Consider the following 16065-nt stretch of genomic DNA (forward strand, 5'->3'; position numbering starts at 1 on the left):
GGCGCCCCGCGTCGAAACTCCACACTCCTTCTCTGGTCAGACTCGTTTACGCATCGCTACGGGCCGTTTCCCCTAGTCGAATTCCTTAAGGAACCTTCGGTGGCATGGTCATCCTCCAGCATTCTTGGCATGCTGGAGTCTGTGCGCTTTTTCGCAATATCTGGCAGCACGACAACCATACCAATTCCAAGGAGGATCCAGAATGACGACGATGGCTAATTTCCCGACGGCACAGCATTCCGAATGGCTTGACGAGCCCCTGCTGCTGCCGCTTGCCGGTCTCGACCCGGACCAGGGAAGCCACGTCGACGGCCTGCGTTTCAAGGTGCTGCGCACCCCCCGTGAACGCCAGGCCATCGCCGGCCTGCGTCGCCATGCGGCCTTCCTCGTCGAACAGGACCTCGGCCTCGGCCTCGCTCCCTTCGAACAGACCCGCGACGACCTCGGCGTCGTGACCGCGGTGTACCGCGAGGGCCGCCCGCTCGCCAGCCTGCGCATCGTGCCGACCGGACACGGCCTCACCGGCGCCGAGCGCCTGATGGAGCAGATCCCCTTCGACCCTTCGATCCTCGGCGAGGGCAGCTGGGAAGTCGGCCGGGTCATCATGGAGCCCCGCGACCGTCGCCCGGACCTGCTGCTGGACTGCCTGACCGTCATCCTGGAGAACCTGATGCAGCGGGAAGACATGCGCCACCTCCACGCCACCACGACGCTGGCCATGGCCCGCCTGTGGCGCCGCGTCGGCATGCGCACGGTCCTCACCGCCAGCGGCGCCAGCGGAGCCCCCTACGCACTGGTGCATGGGCGCCTGGCGGACGTGGCCGCCGCCCTGCACCTGCCCGTGCACGTCGCGCGCCCGCACGTCCCGGTCACGAGGAGGGAACCTGCACTGGCGGCGGCCGTCCCGGTCTAGGCCATGCAGGGCTGAAGCAGGTCACGCGGGAGGGAACTGACCATGGAACGCATCAAACGCTTCATCCGCGGACTTTCGCGGTCCTATCGCTTCCACCACGAAACCAATCCGTCCCTGCTCGGATGGATCGGCGTGCTGGGGGTGGTGGCGCTCTCGGCCCTCTACCTGGTGCGGCTCACCGGCAAGCTCCCACCGCGCTGGGACGACGTCTGGTTCCGCCTGCCCGCGATCCTCACCTGCCTGCTCGTGGCGCTGCGGCGCTGGTGGCCGGCACCGGTGGCGCGCTACTACCTGCCCTACTCCTACTTCACCGTCTTCTACTGCCTCGCCTTCTTCATGCCGCTGTCGCTGCTGGAGAACCGCGGCGCCCCCAACACCGTCGTCAACATGATGCTGGGCGCCATGCTGGTGATCCTGCTGACCGACTGGCGCAACACCGTGGTGATGATCGTGGCGGGCTACGGCGGGGCGGCGGCGTACTTCCTGGCGACGAACCCGGCGTCGGAATTCCCGCTGGAATTCCTCTACTGGTGGGTCCCCCTGTGCCTGGTCCTGGTCGCCGGTGGCAGCATTTCCAAGTACATCGAGCGCCGCGCCGAGCTCGAGCGACTGCGCCGCCTGTACTCCGGGCTGGCCGGTTCCATCGCCCACGAGGTGCGCAACCCGCTCGCGCAGGTCCAGCATGCGATGCGCACGGCCCAATCGCTGCTGCCGCGCACTGGCGGCGGCGACATCGTCCCCGTCCCACGGCAGCAGATCGATGCCGTGGTGCGCGAACTGGCCCAGGGCACGAACGCGGCGCACCGGGGCCTGCAGGCCATCACGCTGACGCTGAACCAGGTCAACGGCAAGACCCTGGACAGCGGCAGCTTCGCGGTGCTTTCCGCCGCGATGTGCGTGCAGAAGGCGATGCACGAATACGCCTTCGAAAGCGCCGAGCAGCGTTCGCGCGTGCAGGTGCAGGTGGCCGGGGACTTCCTTTTCCTCGGCGACGAGACGGCCTGCGTGCTGATCCTGTTCAACCTGCTGAAGAACGCGCTGTACTACCTGCCGCTGCATCCGGACGCCAGCATCACGATCTCGGTGGAGAACGCGCCGGTGCACCGCATCGTGATGCGCGACACCGGCCCCGGCATCGCGCCCGAGCGCCTGCCGGAGCTGTTCGAGGAATTCCATTCCTTCGGCAAGACCGAGGGCACGGGCCTGGGCCTGGCGTTCTGCCGGCGCGCCATGCGCGCGTTCGGCGGCGACATCCGCTGCGAGTCCGAACTGGGCCGGTTCACGGAATTCACCCTCAGCTTCCCGCCCGCGCCCGCGGGCGCCGAACTGCCCGCCATGGCACCGGAGAACCTGCCGTCGGCCCCGCCGGTCAGCTTCGGCGGCCGCACCGTGCTGGTGGTGGACGACAGCGCGTTCAACCGCGCCATCGTCAAGGCCCGCCTGCGCGAACTGGACCTGCGCGTGCTGGAGGCCCGGCACGGCCAGGAGGCGCTGCAGATCATCGACGAGGGCGCGCAGCCCGCGGCGATCCTGATGGACATGGAGATGCCCGGCATCAGCGGCATCGAGGCCACCCGCGCCCTGCGCGAGCGGCCGGCCCCGGCCCGTACGATTCCCGTGCTGGCGCTGAGCGCCAACGACCTGCCGGCCTGGCGCGAGGGCGCCCTGGCGGTGGGCATGAACGGCTACCTCACCAAGCCGATCCAGCCGGAGGTCCTCAGCGCGGAACTGGCGCGGGTGCTGAACCTCGACGTGAAGCCGCCGCCGGAGCACGCCGAAGCGCGCCGGCGCGAGCCGGCGCTGAAGCGCTGAAGCGCTGAGCCCGAGGCTGGAGGCTAGACCTCCAGCCACTCCTTGCGGATGTACGCGTCCCCGCGCAGCGTCTCGGGCGTGCCCTGGAACACGATGCTGCCGTGGCCCATGACCAGGGCGCGGTCGGAGATCGACAGGGCGATGGTGAGCTTCTGTTCGATCAGCAGCACCGAGACCCCGCGCGACTTCAGCGTCTTCAGGTATTCCGCCACCAGCTCCACGATCTTGGGCGCCAGGCCCTCGGTCGGCTCGTCGATGATGATCAGCGACGGGTCGCCCATCAGGGTGCGGCACAGGGTCAGCATCTGCTGCTCGCCGCCCGAGAGCACGCCGGCCTCCGTGTGCTGCCGCTCCTTCAGGCGCGGGAACATGCCGTACATGTCGTCGAAGCTCCAGCGGCCGCGAGCGCCTGCGCTCGCTGCCTGTTTCCTGGCGCGCGCTCCCTTCTGCCCGAGCATCAGGTTCTGGTGCACCGTGAGCCGGGGAAAGATGTCCCGGTTCTCCGGCACGTAGCCGAGGCCCAGGTGGGCGATCTCGTAGGGCTTGCGGCCCACGAGGGGCTGCCCCTTCCAGAGCACGTCGCCGGTGCATTCCACCATGCCCATGACCGCCTTGGCGGTCGTGGAACGCCCCGAGCCGTTGCGTCCCAGCAGGGCCACGATCTCGCCCTCGCCCACCTCGAAGCGCACGCCGTGCAGCACGTGGCTCTTGCCGTAGAAGGCATGCAGGTTGTCGATCTGGAGCATCGTCAGCCTCCGCCGAGCCGCCTCAAGGAGGCTGAGGCCCCCTCGGGGGGCAGCGAGTACACGCAGTGACGAGCGTGGGGGCTCATGTGCTCGTCCCCGCCTGCTGCGTGGCGATGACGGAGCCGAGATAGGCTTCCTGCACCCGCTGGTTGGCCCGTACGTTCTCGGGCGTGTCGTAGGCGATGATCTCGCCGTAGACCACCACCGCGATCTTGTCGGCGAGGCCGAACACCACGCCCATGTCGTGCTCCACGGTCAGAAGGGTCTTGCCCGCCGTCACTTCCTTGATCAGGTCGATGAAGCGCCGGGTCTCCGCGCGGCTCATGCCGGCGGTGGGTTCGTCCAGCAGGATCACGTTGGCGCCGCCGGCGATGGTGATGCCGACCTCCAGCGCGCGCTGCTCCGCGTAGGTGAGGTTCACGGCCAGCACGTCGCGCTTCTTGTGCAGGCGGATCATCTCCAGCAACTGCTCGGCGCGCTCGTTGGCGTCGTCGAGGTCGGCCAGGAAGCGCAGGAAGGTGTACTTGTAGCCGAGGCTCCACAGCACGCCGCAGCGCAGGTTCTCGAACACCGACAGCTTGGGGAAGATGTTGGTGATCTGGAAGCTGCGCGAGAGGCCCAGGCGGTTGATCTCGAAGGGCTTCTTGCCCTCGATGCGGTGGCCATTGAGCAGCACCTGCCCGCTGGTGGGCGCGAAGCGGCCGCTGATCAGGTTGAACAGCGTGGACTTGCCGGCGCCGTTCGGGCCGATCACGGCGACTCGCTCGCCCTGCTGCACCTGCAGGCTGCAGCCGCGGATGATCTCGGTGCGGCCGAAACTCTTGCGCACGTCCTTCAGTTCCAGCGCGATGGGGGTGCCGTCGCTCACAAGGCTTCCCTCCGCTTCATCTCTTTTTCGATGAATTCCTGGATCTCGTCCCATTGGTGCACGTAGTGGCGGCGGGCGACCTCGAACAGGGCCACGCCGGTGAGCATCACGAAGGCGGCGCCGAACCAGCTGTCGACGCCCCTGGCATCCAGGCTGGCGCCCAGGAACTGCAGCTTCGGCCCCAGCGCCGCATTGAGCTGCAGGTGGTAGACCATCTCGATGATCGCCGCCGCGCCCAGCAGCGCCACCAGCGCCGTGAAGGCCAGCGCGAGGTAGCTGACCCACAGCTCCTTCAGCCGCCCGAAGGAGGCCACGCGCAGGTTCATCATGATCAGGCTGGCGATGCCGCCCGGCGCGTACATCACCATGAACAGGAAGATCAGGCCCAGGTACAGCAGCCAGGCCTTGGTGAGCTCCGACAGCAGCACGCCGGCCAGCACCAGCAGCACGCCGCCGATGATGGGCCCGAAGAAGAAGGTGGCGCCGCCCAGGAAGGTGAACAGCAGGTAGGCGCCGGAGCGCGGCGCGCTCACCACCTCGGAGGTCACGATCTCGAAGTTCAGGGCGGCCAGCCCGCCCGAGATCCCGGCGAAGAAGGCCGACAGGATGAAGGCGATGTAGCGCACCTTCTGCGTGTCGTAGCCGACGAACTCGACCCGCTCCGGGTTGTCGCGCACCGCGTTGAGCATGCGTCCCAGCGGCGTGCGCGTGAAGGCGAACATGGCCGCGGTGCAGACGAAGGTGTAGAAGGCGATCAGGTAATAGAGCTGGATCTGCGGCCCGAAGGTGATGCCCAGGGGCTTGGGCCCGGCGACCCGGTTGCTGGAGATGCCGCCCTCGCCGCCGAAGAACTCGGGGAACATCAGCGACGAGGCCCAGACCAGCTCGCCGATGCCCAGCGTGATCATCGCGAACGGCGTGGCCGCCTTCTTGGTCGTGACGTACCCGAACAGCACCGCGACCAGCATCCCGGAGAGGCCGCCGACGATCGGGATGAGGCTGACCGGGATCGCCCAGCCGCCCTTGGACACGAGGTTGAGCGTGTGGATCGCCAGGAAGGAGCCCATGCCCGAATAGACCGCATGGCCGAAGCTGAGCATGCCGCCCTGCCCCAGGATCATGTTGTACGAGAGGCACACGATGATCGCGATGCCCATCTGCGACAGCATGGTGTGCCCCAGGCTGCTGGTGAAGACCAGCGGCGCCACCAGCAGCAGCAGCGCGAACGCGCCCCAGATCGTCCACCGGGCGACGTTGTAGGGCTTGAATTCGTAATAGTCCTTGGTGCGCGCCATGCGTTCAGCCCTCACGGGTGCCGAGGAGGCCCTTCGGCCGGAAGATCAGGATCAGCACCAGGAACACGTACGGCAGGATGGGCGCGATCTGCGAGATCTTCAGCTTCCACAGCGCGTAGCCGAAGGTCTGCGGCGTGATGCTCCAGCCCGCGACCTGCAGCGCCCCCATCAGCGAGGCGTCCACGCCGACGGCGAAGGTCTGCAGGATGCCGATCAGCAGCGAGGCGACGAAGGCGCCGGCCAGCGAGCCCATGCCGCCCACCACCACCACCACGAAGATCACCGAGCCCACCGTGGCGGCCATGCCCGGCTCCGTGACGAAGGCATTGCCGCCGATCACGCCGGCCAGCCCCGCCAGCGCCGCGCCGCCGCCGAACACCAGCATGAACACGCGCGGCACGTTGTGCCCCAGCGCCTCCACCGTGTCGGGGTGGGTCAGCGCCGCCTGGATCACCAGCCCGATGCGCGTGCGCGTCAGCAGCAGCCAGATCGCCACCAGCATCAGCACCGCCACCAGCATCATGAAGCCGCGGTACAGGGGGAACTGCGTGCCGTACAGCGTGAACAGCGGCCCCGACAGGAGGGCCGGTACCCGGTAGTCCACCGAGCTCGTCCCCCACACCAGCTGCACCATTTCCAGCACGATGAAGGACAGGCCGAACGTGATCAGCAGTTCGGGGACGTGGCCGTACTTGTGCACGCGGCGCAGCGCGTATTTCTCGAACAGCGCGCCGAGCACCCCCACCACGAGGGGCGCCACCAGCAGCGCGGGGAAGTAGCCCAGGAACTGGGTGGCGCTGAACGCGAAATAGGCGCCCAGCATGTAGAAACTCGCGTGGGCGAAGTTGAGGACGCCCATCATGCTGAAGATCAGCGTGAGCCCGGAGCTGAGCATGAACAGCAGCAGCCCGTAGCTGATGCCGTTCAGCAGCGATATGGTGAAGAACTCCATCCGCTCGATTCTTTGGTCTCGTTGTCCCGTGGCCCGCATTCTGCCGGCTGCGGCAGCCAAAAAAAAACCGGGACGCGTCCGTCCCGGCCTCGTTCGTCGCCTTCGCGTCAGCCCGCCGACGGCCGCTTCATCTGGCAGCTGGTGGGCGTGGAGGACACGTAGGGGTCCATCTGCTTGATCGGCACGAAGGTGTAGCCGGTCTTCTCGACGCTGTATTCACCCGGCTTGGCCTTCTGCCACTTGGTGATGTACATGGCCTGCTGCAGCTGGTGGTCGGACGCCCGCATGGTCACGTCGCCGGCGAAGCTCTTGACGCTCAGGCCTTCCAGCGACTTGGCCACCTTCACCGGGTCGGTCGACTTCGCCTTGGCCATGGCCGCCGACAGCAGCTGGATGCCGTTGTAGGTGGCATAGGTGTAGTAGTCGTCGTTGAACTTCTTCAGGAACTCCTGGCCGATCTGGCCCATCTCGCCGGTCTGGTTGGCGTGCCCGTAGGCGACCACGTAGACCTCGCTGTCGCCGCCGGCCGCCAGCGCCGTGGGCGTGCCGGTCACGCCGGCGTAGTAGGTGTACATGGGGATCTTCAGGCCGGCGTCGTTCAGCGCCTTCACCAGCAGGGTCAGGTCCTGGCCCCAGTTGCCGGTGACGATGGTGTCCGCGCCCGACTGCTTGATCTTGGCGACGTAGGGGGCGAAGTCCTTGACGCTGCCGATCGGGTGCAGGTCCTCGCCGACGACCTTGACGTCGGGGCGCTTGCGCGCGATGGCGTCCCTGAAGTACTTGGCGACCTGGTGGCCGTGCGAGTAGTTCTGGTTGATCAGGAAGACGCTCTTGACCTTGGGTTGCTCCTTCATGAAGGAGGTCAGCGCCTCCATCTTCATGGAGGTGTCGGCATCCAGGCGGAAGTGCCAGTAGTCGCACTTCTCGTTGGTGAGCGCCGGGTCCACCGCCGCGTAGTTGAGGTAGACGACTTCCTTGCCGGGGTTGCGCTCGTTGTGCTTGGCCACCGCGTCGAGGATGGCCGTGGCGGCGCCGGAGCCGTTGCCCTGGGTGACGTAGCGGAAGCCCTGGTCGATGGCGGCCTTCAGCGTGTTCAGGCTCTCCTGCGGGGAGCCCTTGTTGTCGAAGCCGACCACCTCGAATTTCACGCCGGCCGCGTTCTTGCCCGAATAGCGCTCGGCGATGTACTGCCAGCTCTTGAGCTGGTTCTGGCCGACGTTGGCGAACGGCCCGGACAGGGGATCCATGAACGCGATGCGCACGGTCTCGCCCTTCTGCGCGTACGCGGCGCCGGCGGCCACGACCATGGCGGTGACGGCAATGGCCCTCAGCGTGTGCTTCATTGCGTGCTCCTTTGGTATGCAACGACTCGCGGAGGGTACAGTTTTTGGCAGGTGGAAAGGGGCAGGGAATGCCCGTAAAGAGGAAGCGGGGCTATCGCCAAAGTGACAGGGTTCGCTTGCCCTTTCCCCAGCCCTCCCCCGCAGGCGGGAGCGGGAGAGAGCCCCCTCCGCGGCCCTCCCCCGCAGGGGGAGGGAAGCCGGGTCAGGCGGAGGGCAGCTTGTAGTCCTTCAGCTGCTCGCGCAGGCGGGTCTTCAGCATCTTGCCCGTGGCGCCCAAAGGGATCGCGTCCACGAACACCACGTCGTCCGGGACCTGCCACTTGGCGATCTTGCCTTCGTAGAACTTCAGCAGCTCCTCGCGCGTGAGCTCCGTGCCCGGCTTGCGCACCACGGCGACGATGGGGCGCTCGTCCCACTTCGGGTGGCGCATGCCCACGCAGGCGGCCATCTGCACCGCGGGATGCGACATCGCGATGTTCTCGATGTCGATCGAGCTGATCCACTCGCCGCCGGACTTGATCACGTCCTTGCTGCGATCGGTGATCTGCATGTAGCCGTCGGCGTCGATGGTGGCCACGTCGCCGGTGGGGAACCAGCCGTCCACCAACGGGTCGCCGCCCTCGCCCTTGAAGTACTCGCGCACGACCCACGGGCCCTTCACGTACAGGTCGCCGTAGGTCCTGCCGTCCCAGGGCAGTTCCTCGCCGTTGTCGCCGACGATCTTCATGTCGACGCCGTAGATGGCGCGCCCCTGCTTGAGGCGGATCTTCATCTGCTCCTCGGGCCCCTGCGCGAGGTGCTTGTTCTTCAGCGTGCACAGCGTGCCGAGCGGGCTCATCTCGGTCATGCCCCAGGCATGCAGCACGTCGACGCCGTAGTCCTCGCGGAAGGCGTCGATCATGGCGGGCGGGCAGGCGGAGCCGCCGATCACCGTGCGCTTCAGCGACGAGAAGCGCAGGCCGTTCGGCTTCATGTGCCCGAGCAGCATCTGCCACACCGTCGGCACGCCCGCCGCATAGGTCACCTGCTCGCCCTCGATCAGCTCGTACACCGACTTGCCGTCCAGCGCGCCCCCGGGGAACACCACCTTGCAGCCGGTGAGCGCCGCCGAATACGGGATGCCCCAGGCGTTGACGTGGAACATCGGAACCACCGGCAGCACCGCGTCGCGGGCCGACAGGCACATCACGTCCGGCAGCGCCGCGGCGTAGGCATGCAGGATGGTGGAGCGGTGGCTGTAGAGGGCCGCCTTGGGATTGCCCGTGGTGCCGCTCGTGTAGCACATGCTCGAAGCCGAGTTCTCGTCGAACGAAGGCCACTGGTACTCCGTGGACTGGCCGCCGATCCAGTCCTCGTAGCTCACGAGGTTCGGGATCCCGCTGCCGGCCGGCAGGCGGTCGGCGTCGCACAGCGCCACGTACTGCCGGATGCCGGGGCACTTCGCGTGGACGGCCTGCACCAGCGGCAGGAAGCTCAGGTCGAAGCACAGGACCTGGTCCTCGGCGTGGTTGGCGATCCAGGCGATCTGTTCCGGATGCAGGCGCGGGTTGATCGTGTGCAGCACGCGGCCCGAGCCGCTGACGCCGAAGTACAGCTCCAGGTGGCGGTAGCCGTTCCAGGCCAGCGTCGCCACCCGGTCGGAGAACAGCAGCTTCATGCCGTCGAGCGCGTTGGCGACCTGCCGGGCCCGCCGGGCGACGTCGCGCCAGCGATAGCGGTGGATGTCGCCCTCGACGCGTCGCGACACGATCTCGCCATCGCCGTGGTGGCGTTCGGCGTGCACGATCAGCCCCGAAATGAGCAGCGGTTGGTTCTGCATCAGGCCCAGCATGGGTGGTTCTCCTCGGTGGTTCTTCCGGGGCGAATGCTATACCGAGCCGCAGGCGCGGCCTGTCGCGCGCAGCCTCAGGACGGCGCGTGCGGCTGGAAGAACAGCGTGACCGACGCGCCCTCGCCCAGCGTGGACTGCACCTCGATCGAGCCGTTGATCGTCTGCATCACGCGCTGGCAGAACATGAGGCCCATGCCGCTGCCGCCGCTGCCGCCGCGCGTGGTGACCGGCTCCCGCGTGAGCTTGGCCAGCACCTCCGGCGGGATGCCGGGGCCGTTGTCGCGCACGCGGATCCAGTAGCGCCTGCCGGCGGGCGCCTGTTCGTCCCGGTCCACCTCCAGCCAGAGGTGGCGGTCCTCGCGGCCGCGCAGGACCAGCAGCGCGTTCTTGGCCAGCGTGCACAGCACGAGGTACAGCAGGTCGCGGCGCCCCGGCAGGCGGAAGTCGTGCTGCACGTCCATCGTGACGCAGGCGCGCTCGGTTTCCTCGAAGGGGAATTCGTCCAGCAGCGCCTCGACCAGGCTGCTGGCGGTGATCGATTGCGGCGTCGCGTCCGGGTAGGCGTCGCGCGCCGACTGCACGAAGGTGGAGACCAGCGACTGGCAGTAGAGGGCGCGGCGCTCCGCGCGTTCCAGCGCCGTCACGAGCTCGCCGGGCTGGTCCTCCGAGAAGCGGGCCACGCCGGGCTCGCTGCCCGGTTCGGCCGGGAGATGCCGCGCCGCCACCGAGGCGACGTAGCCCCGCACGGTCGCCAGCGGCGTATTCAGTTCGTGGGCCAGGAAGCCGAGCGCCTCGCGCAGGGCGGCGACCCGCCCCTCGTTGACGACCCGCTCCAGGGCCTGGGTCCGGTACAGCTGGAGGGCCTCGCGCAGCGCCTCGCGGGTGGCTTCGCCGTCCAGGGGCTTTTCCAGGATGCGCAGCACCTTGCCCTGGTTGACGGCGGCGATCGCCACGTCCTTTTCGGCGTAGGCCGTCGCCAGCAGGCGGACCACGTGGCGGAAATCGCGCTGCACCGCGCGCAGCAGCTTCATGCCGTCGCGCTCGGGCATGCGGTAGTCGGTGACCAGCACGCCGAATTCCTGGCTGCGTTCGCGCAGGATGTTCAGAGCCTCCTCGGCGCCGCCGGCGGTGTGCACGCGGAATTCGTCGCCGAACTCGCGGGCGAACCACTTGCGGGAGGTGGGCTCGTCATCGACGAAAAGGATCGCCGGCACTTCGCCGGCGAAATCGGGAACCTGCATGCGAACGTCCTCAGGGGCGCGGCCCGCGCCCTTTCAAGAGGCGCTGGAGCGCGCCTGCTGAGAACAGTATGCCCTGAGGGCCTCTTCGGTGCGACGCGCCAGCTGGTTCAGCTGGGGCAGCCAGTCGGGGGCGGCGGGCCATTGCCCGTGCTCGAGCAGCGGGACATACAGCTTGCGCACCTGCTGGTACAGGCCCTGGGCGCCGGCCTCGCCGCTCATGCCCAGCAGCGAGTGCAGCGCCGCCAGGCTGGCCTGCGCGTCGGACTCGCGCGCCGCGTCGTGGACGGCGGCCACCAGGCGGGCCATCTCCGGCAGGTAGTCGTTGACCAGGTCGTCCAGCATGCCGATGCGCCTGTAGCTTTCCAGCCGCTGCAGGTTCAGCAGGGCCTCGGTGGCGACGGAGGTGGCGGTGGCCGACGCGGCCGGCTGGGCGCGCTGCGCACGCGCGGCGCCGGACGCCATGAAGCGGGTGAGGGTTTCGTACAGCAGAGTCGTCTCCACGGGCTTGAGCAGCAAGCCGTCGATGCCGGCGGCGGCCAGGGCCGCTTCGGCGGAAGCATCGGAACGCGTGGCCACGGCCACGACGGGGACTTCGGACCAGGGCGCGCCGGCGGCGCGGATGGCGCGGGCGACGGCGGGGCCGTCGAGGCCGGGCGTCTCCAGCGACAGGATCACGGCGTCCACGCCCTCGTGTGCGCGCAGGGCGTCGAACACGGCGGCGCCGGCGGGAACCACCTCGGCGCCGCCCTGGCGCAGGGCGTCAGCCAGCGCCTGCGCGCCCTCGGCGAGCAGGATGCGGCGGCCGGCGAGCGGCGCGGGACCGGGCTTGCCGGAGCGGTGTTTCATGAAGTGCTGGAGGACGCTGCGGCGCGGGGCTTGCGCCCGGCGGCGACCGATGAACAGTTCCAGCCCGAACTTTAGCGCCAGGGCGCTCATCACCGGTTCCGCGAGGGTGTGTGCGCGGCGGTCCGGGGGGCGTGCCTTCGGCACGGACCCGAATTTTTTCTCATTGCTTCTTCCTCCCTCTCTGTCCGGCCCTTCAGGTACTCGGCCGGACCATTCTGACCGACGGGCCCGGCCCGGTGCTAAGTCTTTCCCCTAGGACGCATCGGAGATGGCCCGCAGGGGACAATGGCCCGATGGATGATGCTGTCGCGGAAAGCGCACAGGCGCTGCGGCTCGGCGTGCGCTGGCACCACGGGTTCGCGGAACTGGGGCCTTCCTTCTCCACCGAGCTCGCGCCCACCCCCCTGGCCGGGCCCCATCTCGTTTCGCTCAACGTGCCCCTGGCGCGGGAGCTGGGACTGGATCCCGCCCTGCTTGCCAGCCCCCCCGGCGTCGCGGCCTGGACCGGCAACCTGCCGCTGGAAGGCAGCCGGCCGCTCGCCAGCGTGTACAGCGGGCACCAGTTCGGCGTCTGGGCCGGCCAGCTCGGGGACGGCCGTGCGATCCTGCTCGGAGGCATCGCCACGCCCGCCGGCGTGCAGGAACTGCAGCTCAAGGGCGCGGGACGCACGCCCTATTCCCGCATGGGCGACGGCCGTGCGGTGCTGCGTTCCAGCATCCGGGAGTACCTGTGCTCCGAAGCCATGCAGGGCCTGGGCATCCCCACCACCCGCGCGCTGGTCGTGACCGGCTCGCCGCAGCCGGTGCGGCGCGAGGAGGTGGAGACGGCAGCCGTCGTCACGCGGGTCGCCCCCAGCTTCGTGCGCTTCGGCCACTTCGAGCACTTCGCCGCCCGCGGCCAGGAAGAACCGCTGCGGCAGCTGGCAGACTACGTGATCGACACCTTCTATCCGGAGTGCCGCGCGGGCGCGCGCCTGGCCGGCAACCCGTACGCGGCCCTGCTGGAACAGGTCAGCGAGCGCACGGCCGCCCTGGTGGCGCAGTGGCAGGCGGCAGGCTTCTGCCACGGGGTGATGAACACCGACAACATGAGCATCCTGGGGCTCACCATCGACTACGGGCCGTTCCAGTTCCTCGATGCCTTCGTGCCGGACCACATCTGCAACCACAGCGACGACACGGGCCGCTACGCCTACAACCGGCAGCCCAACGTCGCCTACTGGAACCTGTTCTGCCTCGGCCAGGCCCTGTTGCCGCTGATCGCCGACCAGGAACTGGCCCTGGCCGCGCTGGAGTCGTACAAGACGGTCTTTCCGCGCGAACTGGAAATGCGCATGCGCGCCAAACTGGGGCTCGGGGAGGAACAGCCGGGCGACCGCGAACTGGTGGAAGGCATCCTGAAACTGCTGGCCGCGGACCGGGTAGATTACCCGGTCTTCTGGCGCCGCCTGTCGCGCTTCGTGGCGGGCGACGGGCTGGATCCCGTGCGCGACCTGTTCCTGGACCGGGAGGGCTTCGACGGCTGGCGACTACATTACGAGGCGCGCCTGCCGCACGACCGCCAGGCGGCCTCCCAGGGCATGCTGCGTACCAACCCGAACTACGTATTGCGCAACCATTTGTGCGAACTCGCGATACGGCAGGCGAAACTCGGCGACTTTTCCGAGGTCGAAGCCCTGCTGCGCCTCGTCCAGTCGCCCTTCGAGGACCATCCCGGAGACGACGACAAGGCCGGCTTCCCGCCCGACTGGGCTGCCCACATCGAGATCAGCTGCTCCTCATGACATCCAGAGACGACTTCCCGATCCAGAAGACGGACGCCGAATGGAAGGCGATCCTGGCGCAGAAAGGCGCCGAACCCGGGGCCTACCAGGTCACCCGCCAGGCCTCCACCGAGCGCCCCTTCACCGGGAAGTACGAGCGGGTCTGGGCCGACGGCAGCTATCACTGCATCTGCTGCGGCGCCAAATTGTTCGATGCGGGCACCAAATTCGACGCCGGCTGCGGCTGGCCCAGCTTTTCGCTGGCCGTGCCCGGTGCGATCCGGGAAATCCAGGACGCGAGCCACGGGATGGTACGCACCGAGACCGTGTGTGCACAATGTGGGGCCCATCTCGGCCATGTCTTCCCCGACGGCCCGGCGCCGACCGGGTTGCGTTACTGCATGAACTCCGCCTCGCTCGATTTCCATCCGGCGCCAGGAAAGCCTGAATGAAACTGTTCCTCGACTTCTTTCCCATCGTCCTGTTCTTCGTGGCTTTCAAGCTGGGGGGCATCTACGTGGCGACGGGCGTGGCGATCGTCGCCACCATCGCGCAGATCGCCTGGCTGAAGTATTCCCGCGGCAAGGTCGAACCGATGCAGTGGCTCAGCCTCGGGATCATCGTGCTGTTCGGGGGGGCGACCATCCTGGCCCACGACGAGACCTTCATCAAGTGGAAGCCCACCGTGCTCTATTGGCTGATGGGCGGTGCGCTGGCAGGCGGCCTTTTGTTCTTCCGCAAGAATCTGCTCAAGTCGCTCATGGGCTCGCAGATGGAACTGCCCGACCCGGCTTGGCGGGCGATGAACTGGAGCTGGGTGGCGTTCTTCGCGGTGATGGGCGTGCTGAACCTCTGGGTCGCCTACCACTTCGACACCAACACCTGGGTGAATTTCAAGCTGTTCGGGGGGCTGGGGCTGATGGCGCTGTTCGTGATCGCCCAGGCGCTCTACCTGAGCCGCTACATGAAGGACGGCAAGCAGGCCGAGGCGGGGGCGCGGGATTCGTGATGGCGGTCGGAACGGGGATCACCGCGGAGGCGCTGCGCGCGCGCCTGGTGGAACAACTGGGCGCCACCCGGGTCGAAGTGCTGGACGAAAGCGCAGCGCACCTGGGGCATGCGGGCCAGGACGGCACCGGCGTCGGCACCCATTTTCGGGTCCGCGTGGCGGCGCCGCGGTTCGCAGGGATGAGCAAGGTTGCCTGCCATCGCCTTGTGTATGATGCCCTGCGCGACTATATAGCCCGTGAGCGCGGCGTTCACGCGCTGGCCATCGAAACCTCCGAAACCTGACTGATTCCGTTCCAAGGGATACCCCATGAAGAAAGTGCTCCTGACCGCGGTCGCCGCGGCCTCCATCGGCCTCGCCTTGCCCGCCGCGGCGCAGAACGTGGCCATCGTCAATGGCAAGCCGGTTCCCAAGGAACGCGTCGAGATGCTGTCGGCCCAGCTGGCGAAGGCCGGCCGCCAGGTCAGCCCCGAGATGCAGGGCCAGCTGAAGGATGAGGTCATCACGCGCGAGATCTTCATGCAGGAAGCGCAGAAGCGCGGCCTGGACGCCAGCGACGACTACAAGGCTCAGCTGGAGCTGGCCCGCCAGACCATCCTGATCCGCGAGCTGTTCGCCGATTACCAGAAGAAGAACCCGGTGACGGATGCCGAGGTGAAGGCCGAGTACGACAAGTTCGTGGCGGCCAGCGGCGGCAAGGAATACAAGGCCCGCCACATCCTGGTGGAGAAGGAAGACGAGGCCAAGAAGATCCTCGCCGACCTGAAGAAGGGCTCGAAGTTCGAGGAACTGGCCAAGAAGCTGTCCAAGGACCCGGGCTCCGGCCAGAATGGCGGCGACCTGGACTGGGCCAATCCGAGCAGCTACGTGCCCGAATTCGCCGAGGCCATGATCAAGCTGAAGAAGGGCGAGACGACGCCGGCGCCGGTGAAGTCCCAGTTCGGCTGGCACGTGATCCGCGTCGACGACATCCGCGACGCCCAGATGCCCAAGTTCGACGAAGTGAAGCCGCAGATCGCGCAGCAGCTGCAGCAGCAGAAGCTGGCGCAGTTCCAGGAAAGCCTGCGCAAGGCCGCGAAGGTCGAATAAGCTTTGCTTCCCCCACCCCCGTGCAGGCGGGGACCAGAGAGGCGGCCCATCCCTGGGCCGCTTTTTTTTGGTTCTTCGCCGATCTCCGGGGAGGCTGCTGGACCTAGGTTCATTTCCGCCGGATGAGGGAAATCCACGGGTGCGCGGTGGCTTTCTTGCCGGACCAGAACGGGGCTGTCCGTCTCTGCGACTGTCCCCCGGCGCGGATGAGAGACGCGCCCCGGGGTGAGCGCCGCGCCCGCGCCTCCTCCTTTATGTCGCCGAGCCGGACAGCCCCGCTCTGGTCCTGCGCCGCGCCAGGTTCGCGCGCAGCGGCTCCGTTGACGCGCGCCGCAAGCCGTCCCCGCAAGATGCAGG

The 16065-nt window shown here is 67.9% G+C and carries 15 protein-coding genes; 7 read left to right on the plus strand and 8 right to left on the minus strand.

Going from position 1 to position 16065, the window contains the following annotated elements:
* Window positions 1-202: 202 nt before the first annotated feature.
* Together JJ685_RS09055 and JJ685_RS09060 are read left to right on the plus strand one after the other, a co-directional pair.
* Complete coding sequence (locus JJ685_RS09055; RefSeq protein WP_201673926.1) at window positions 203-913, plus strand: hypothetical protein; 711 nt, start codon at window positions 203-205, stop codon at window positions 911-913.
* 42 nt (window positions 914-955) lie between these two features.
* Window positions 956-2725 carry a hybrid sensor histidine kinase/response regulator gene (locus tag JJ685_RS09060; protein ID WP_201673927.1) on the plus strand — a complete coding sequence of 590 codons (1770 nt, stop codon included), beginning with the start codon at window positions 956-958 and terminating at the stop codon, window positions 2723-2725.
* A gap of 23 nt (window positions 2726-2748) precedes the next feature.
* On the opposite strand, the gene JJ685_RS09065 is transcribed toward JJ685_RS09060, so the two are convergent.
* The 8 genes from JJ685_RS09065 to JJ685_RS09100 form a co-directional block, all read right to left on the minus strand.
* On the minus strand, window positions 2749-3471 hold the full coding sequence (locus JJ685_RS09065; protein WP_201673928.1) for an ABC transporter ATP-binding protein: 723 nt from the start codon (window positions 3469-3471) through the stop codon (window positions 2749-2751).
* An 82-nt stretch (window positions 3472-3553) separates the two neighbouring features.
* Window positions 3554-4339, minus strand: coding sequence for an ABC transporter ATP-binding protein (locus JJ685_RS09070; RefSeq protein WP_330901734.1), 786 nt, complete (start codon window positions 4337-4339; stop codon window positions 3554-3556).
* Complete coding sequence (locus JJ685_RS09075) at window positions 4336-5634, minus strand: branched-chain amino acid ABC transporter permease (protein WP_201673930.1); 1299 nt, start codon at window positions 5632-5634, stop codon at window positions 4336-4338. The genes JJ685_RS09070 and JJ685_RS09075 overlap by 4 nt, the downstream gene beginning before the upstream one ends.
* Before the next feature lie 4 nt (window positions 5635-5638).
* Complete coding sequence (locus tag JJ685_RS09080; protein ID WP_201673931.1) at window positions 5639-6586, minus strand: branched-chain amino acid ABC transporter permease; 948 nt, start codon at window positions 6584-6586, stop codon at window positions 5639-5641.
* Window positions 6587-6693: 107 nt separating this feature from the next.
* Window positions 6694-7929, minus strand: a complete 1236-nt coding sequence (locus JJ685_RS09085; RefSeq protein WP_201673932.1) for a branched-chain amino acid ABC transporter substrate-binding protein — start codon at window positions 7927-7929, stop codon at window positions 6694-6696.
* Between the two features lie 202 nt (window positions 7930-8131).
* On the minus strand, window positions 8132-9760 hold the full coding sequence (locus JJ685_RS09090) for a 3-(methylthio)propionyl-CoA ligase (RefSeq protein ID WP_201673933.1): 1629 nt from the start codon (window positions 9758-9760) through the stop codon (window positions 8132-8134).
* Between the two features lie 74 nt (window positions 9761-9834).
* On the minus strand, window positions 9835-11001 hold the full coding sequence (locus JJ685_RS09095) for a hybrid sensor histidine kinase/response regulator (RefSeq protein ID WP_201673934.1): 1167 nt from the start codon (window positions 10999-11001) through the stop codon (window positions 9835-9837).
* Window positions 11002-11034: 33 nt separating this feature from the next.
* Window positions 11035-11937 carry a response regulator gene (locus tag JJ685_RS09100; RefSeq protein WP_201673935.1) on the minus strand — a complete coding sequence of 301 codons (903 nt, stop codon included), beginning with the start codon at window positions 11935-11937 and terminating at the stop codon, window positions 11035-11037.
* A 203-nt stretch (window positions 11938-12140) separates the two neighbouring features.
* On the opposite strand from JJ685_RS09100, the gene JJ685_RS09105 reads away from it, so the two are divergent.
* The 5 genes from JJ685_RS09105 to JJ685_RS09125 are packed head-to-tail and all read left to right on the plus strand — an operon-like array spanning window position 12141 to window position 15708.
* A complete protein-coding gene (locus JJ685_RS09105; protein ID WP_201673936.1) occupies window positions 12141-13631 on the plus strand; it encodes a protein adenylyltransferase SelO in 1491 nt (496 codons plus the stop codon).
* Window positions 13628-14062: a peptide-methionine (R)-S-oxide reductase MsrB gene (msrB, locus tag JJ685_RS09110; RefSeq protein WP_201673937.1), complete on the plus strand. Its 435-nt coding sequence runs from the start codon at window positions 13628-13630 to the stop codon at window positions 14060-14062. Before JJ685_RS09105 ends, msrB begins: the two co-directional genes overlap by 4 nt.
* Entirely contained in the window at window positions 14059-14619 is a 561-nt protein-coding gene (locus tag JJ685_RS09115; RefSeq protein ID WP_201673938.1) for a septation protein A, read from the plus strand. Before msrB ends, JJ685_RS09115 begins: the two co-directional genes overlap by 4 nt.
* Window positions 14619-14903, plus strand: coding sequence for a BolA family protein (locus JJ685_RS09120; protein WP_201673939.1), 285 nt, complete (start codon window positions 14619-14621; stop codon window positions 14901-14903). The genes JJ685_RS09115 and JJ685_RS09120 overlap by 1 nt, the downstream gene beginning before the upstream one ends.
* 25 nt (window positions 14904-14928) lie before the next feature.
* Complete coding sequence (locus tag JJ685_RS09125) at window positions 14929-15708, plus strand: foldase protein PrsA (protein WP_201673940.1); 780 nt, start codon at window positions 14929-14931, stop codon at window positions 15706-15708.
* Window positions 15709-16065: the final 357 nt, after the last annotated feature.

This window comes from Ramlibacter monticola, from assembly GCF_016722785.1.
Classification (GTDB): Bacteria; Pseudomonadota; Gammaproteobacteria; order Burkholderiales; family Burkholderiaceae_C; genus Ramlibacter; species Ramlibacter monticola.

Excerpts from the sequence above, each read along its gene's own strand:
- JJ685_RS09060 (WP_201673927.1), top strand. The coding sequence starts at position 956 with ATGGAACGCATCAAACGCTTCATCCGCGGACTTTCGCGGTCCTATCGC.
- JJ685_RS09055 (WP_201673926.1), top strand. The coding sequence starts at position 203 with ATGACGACGATGGCTAATTTCCCGACGGCACAGCATTCCGAATGGCTT.
- JJ685_RS09120 (WP_201673939.1), top strand. The coding sequence starts at position 14,619 with ATGGCGGTCGGAACGGGGATCACCGCGGAGGCGCTGCGCGCGCGCCTG.
- JJ685_RS09115 (WP_201673938.1), top strand. The coding sequence starts at position 14,059 with ATGAAACTGTTCCTCGACTTCTTTCCCATCGTCCTGTTCTTCGTGGCT.
- JJ685_RS09125 (WP_201673940.1), top strand. The coding sequence starts at position 14,929 with ATGAAGAAAGTGCTCCTGACCGCGGTCGCCGCGGCCTCCATCGGCCTC.
- JJ685_RS09080 (WP_201673931.1), bottom strand. The coding sequence starts at position 6,586 with ATGGAGTTCTTCACCATATCGCTGCTGAACGGCATCAGCTACGGGCTG.
- msrB (WP_201673937.1), top strand. The coding sequence starts at position 13,628 with ATGACATCCAGAGACGACTTCCCGATCCAGAAGACGGACGCCGAATGG.
- JJ685_RS09075 (WP_201673930.1), bottom strand. The coding sequence starts at position 5,634 with ATGGCGCGCACCAAGGACTATTACGAATTCAAGCCCTACAACGTCGCC.
- JJ685_RS09105 (WP_201673936.1), top strand. The coding sequence starts at position 12,141 with ATGGATGATGCTGTCGCGGAAAGCGCACAGGCGCTGCGGCTCGGCGTG.
- JJ685_RS09065 (WP_201673928.1), bottom strand. The coding sequence starts at position 3,471 with ATGCTCCAGATCGACAACCTGCATGCCTTCTACGGCAAGAGCCACGTG.
- JJ685_RS09100 (WP_201673935.1), bottom strand. The coding sequence starts at position 11,937 with ATGAGCGCCCTGGCGCTAAAGTTCGGGCTGGAACTGTTCATCGGTCGC.
- JJ685_RS09090 (WP_201673933.1), bottom strand. The coding sequence starts at position 9,760 with ATGCTGGGCCTGATGCAGAACCAACCGCTGCTCATTTCGGGGCTGATC.
- JJ685_RS09085 (WP_201673932.1), bottom strand. The coding sequence starts at position 7,929 with ATGAAGCACACGCTGAGGGCCATTGCCGTCACCGCCATGGTCGTGGCC.
- JJ685_RS09095 (WP_201673934.1), bottom strand. The coding sequence starts at position 11,001 with ATGCAGGTTCCCGATTTCGCCGGCGAAGTGCCGGCGATCCTTTTCGTC.